Source organism: Streptomyces sp. adm13(2018), from assembly GCF_008042145.1.
GTDB lineage: Bacteria > Actinomycetota > Actinomycetes > Streptomycetales > Streptomycetaceae > Streptomyces.
Genome location: NZ_RDBH01000066.1, coordinates 2,391 through 5,967, shown reverse-complemented (window position 1 = coordinate 5,967; position 3,577 = coordinate 2,391). Strand labels below are relative to the sequence as shown.

The 3,577-nt window shown below is 74.4% G+C and carries 1 protein-coding gene; it reads right to left on the bottom strand.

Translation table 11 applies throughout. From position 1 onward, the window contains the following. Nucleotides 1-3,525, bottom strand: a 3,525-nt coding sequence (locus EAO70_RS06110) for a non-ribosomal peptide synthetase (protein WP_148001992.1), incomplete at its 3' end; no start/stop codon positions are given. Nucleotides 3,526-3,577 lie beyond the last annotated feature (52 nt).

The following is a 3,577-nucleotide window of genomic DNA, read 5'->3' as shown; positions in this document are numbered from 1 at the left end:
GCTCGGGGGCGGGCAGCGCCGCCTTGTCGGTCTTTCCGGCTCGGGGGCGGGCAGCGCCGCCTTGTCGGTCTTTCCGTTGACGGTCAGCGGAACCCGCTCGATCTCCATGAGGACGGACGGCAGCAGGTGCGCGGGCAGGGTGGCCCGCAGGTGGGTCCGTACCGCTCCGAGGTCGACTCCGGCCCCGGCGGCCGGCACGAGGTAGCCGACCAGCTGACGGACGCCCGGGCGGTCCTCCCGTACGGTCGCCACGGCACGCGCGACACCCGGCGCGCCCGTCAGGGCGGCCTCCACCTCGCCGAGTTCGATGCGGAAGCCGCGCAGCTTCACCTGGCCGTCGGCCCGGCCGACAAACCGCAGCCGGCCGTCGCGCATCCGGCTGACGACGTCGCCGGTGCGGTACATCCGGCTGCCCGCCGGCCCGAACGGGTCGGCGACGAACCGCTCGGCGCTCAGCGCGGGTCGCCGCAGGTAGCCCCGGGCCACGCCGATCCCGGCGACGTACAGCTCGCCGGGGACGCCCACCGGGACCGGCCGCAGCCGGTCGTCGAGCACGTACACCCGGGTGTTGGGCAGCGGGCCGCCGATCGGCGGCACACCGGCCTCGGGGGCGAGCGGCCCGGCCATGGTGCAGGAGACCGTGGTCTCCGTGGGACCGTACGCGTTGAACATACGGCGTCCGGGCGCCCACGTGGCGACCAGGCCGGCCGGGGCGGCCTCGCCGGCCGTCACGAGGGTGCGGACCGTGCGCAGGTTCGCAGGCGTGAGCTGGGCGAGCACCGCGGGCGGCAGCGTCGCGTGGGTGACGCGCTGCTCGCGCAGCAGCACGGGCAGCTCGGCGACCTGGAGCAGCATGTCGGCCGGACCGAGGACCAGGCACGCTCCGGCGGAGAGCGGGGTGCAGATCTCCGACATCGCGGCGTCGAAGCTGAGCGACGCGAACTGAAGCGCCCTGCTGCCGGGGCCCATCGCGTACGGACCCGTGCGGGCCAGGACGATGTTGGGGATGCCGCCGTGCTCGACGACGACGCCCTTGGGGCGGCCGGTGGAGCCGGAGGTGTAGATGACGTAGGCGGGCGTGCGGGCCGTCAGCGGGGCGGTCCGGTCGGCGTCGACCGGGTTCCGCACCGAATGGGCGGCGAGCGCGGCCACGGTGTCCGGCGCGTCGACGACGATCCGGCCGGCGGCGGCCGCGGCCGGCACCCGCTCCTCGGCCCGGGTGCTGGTGACGACCAGGCAGGGCCGGGCGTCCTCGAAGAAGTACGCGATGCGGTCGGCGGGGTACTCGGTGTCGACGGGCAGGTAGGCCGCGCCGGACTTCAGCACGGCGAGCACGGCGACGATCATCTCCGGCGACCGCGGCACCGCGATCGCCACGACCGACTCCGGACCCGCGCCCCGCCCGATCAGCAGATGCGCCAGGCGGTTCGCCCGCGCGTTGAGCTCCGCGTACGTGAGGGTCACGTCACCCGCGGACACGGCGGGCGCGTCGGGGGTACGGGCGACCTGAGCCTCGATCAGTTCGGGGACCAGGAGGTCCGGGAGCGGGCGGGCGGTGTCGTTCCAGCCGTCAAGCAGCAGCTCGCGCTCGGCGGCCCCGAGGATGTCGAGATCCTCGATCCGCCGGTCGGCGTCCGCGACCACGGCCTTCAGGACGGTGACGAACCGCTCGGCCATCGCCTCCACCGTCGCCCGGTCGAACAGGTCGGCCGCGTAGGCCACGGTGCCGTGCAGGCCGGCCGGCCCGTCCTCGTCGGAGCGCTGCTCGGAGAGCCGCACCGACAGGTCGAACTTGGCCCGCCCGGCCCCGTCGCCGGCCGGCTCGCCGACGGCGTCGACGGTCAGCCCGGCGAGGCTCACGTCGGCCCGCGCGACGTTGTCCAGGGAGAGCATGACCTGGAACAGCGGGTGGTGCGCGGCCGACCGGCGCGGCGCGACCGCGTCCACGACCCGCTCGAACGGCACGTCCTGGTGACCGTAGGCGGCGAGGTCGGTCTCCCGGACCCGGGACAGCAGGTCGCGGAAGGACGGGTTGCCGGACGTGTCCGTACGCAGCACCAGCGTGTTGACGAAGAAGCCGACGAGGTCGTCGAGGGCCTCGTCACCGCGCCCGGCCACCGGCGTGCCCAGCGGGATGTCCTCCCCCGCACCGAGCCGGGTCAGCAGGGTCGCGAGCGCCGCCTGGAGGACCATGAAGACCGTGGTCCGGCTGGAGCGGGCGAGGTCGAGCAGCCCGGCGTGCAGCTCGCCGTCGAGCGTGAGCGGCACGAGTCCGCCCTCGTGGCCCGCCTCCTCCGGGCGGGGCCGGTCGGTGGGCAGCGCCAGCACCTCGGGCAGGCCGGCGAGGGTCCGCGTCCAATGGGCGAGGTGGCGGGCGATCTCGCTGTCGGGGTCGGACTCGTCGCCGAGCACCTCGCGCTGCCACAGCGCGTAGTCCGCGTACTGGACCGGCAGCGGCGCCCACTCCGGCGCCCCGCCCTCGGCACGCGCGGTGTACGCGGTGGCCAGGTCCCGGATCAGGGGCCGCATCGAGGAGGCGTCGCCGGCGATGTGGTGCAGCACCAGGACGAGGACGTGGTCGTCCGTGCCCACCTCCAACAGCTGTGCGCGCAGCGGCGGATCGGTGTCGAGGGTGAAGTCCGTGCGCTGCGCCGCGGCCACGGCCGCCTCGATGTCGGACTCGGCGACCCGGACGACGTGCAGGTACGGGCGCGCCTCGGACGGGTCGAGCACGACCTGCGTGGGCGTGCCGTCGGACGTCGCGGGGAACACCGTGCGGAGCGACTCGTGGCGGGTCACCACGTCGGCGAGCGCGGTCTCCAGCGCGCCGGCGTCCAGCGGGCCGCGGAGCCGGGTGACCATCGGGATGTTGTACGTACCGGCCGTCGCACCGAGCCCGCTCAGGGCCCAGAGGCGCCGCTGCGCGAAGGACAGAGGGACATCGGCGGGCCGCTGCCGCGCGACGAGGGCGGGCCTGGTCTCCCCTCCCCGCTCCAGGCAGGAGGCGAGGGCGGCGACGGTCGGCGTCTCGAACAGTGCGCGGACCGGCAGCTCGACGCCGAGGACCGTGCGGATGCGGGAGACGAGACGGGTCGCGAGCAGCGAGTGGCCGCCGAGGTCGAAGAAACTGTCGTCGACACCGACCCGGGTCAGACCCAGGATCTCCGCGAACAGCCCGCAGAGGATGTCCTCCTGGGCCGAACGCGCCTCACGGCGCACGACGACGGTTGAAGTGCTGGGAGCAGGGAGGGACTTGCGGTCGGTCTTGCCGTTCGGGGTCTGCGGCACCGCGTCCAGCACGACCACGGCTGAGGGGACCATGTACTCCGGCAGCAGCCCCGCCACCGCACGACGGACCGATTCCGCCTCCAGGACCACTCCCTCTACGGGAACCACATAGCCGACGAGACGACGGTCGTTCGGCGTGTCCTCCCGGACCATGGCGACCGCCCGGGCGACCCCGTCCACCGTCGACAGCGCCGACTCGACCTCGCCCAGCTCGATGCGGTAGCCCCGCACCTTCACCTGGTCGTCGTGCGCCGTGAGGCGCGTTCGGCCCAGGAGGACATCCTCTGCG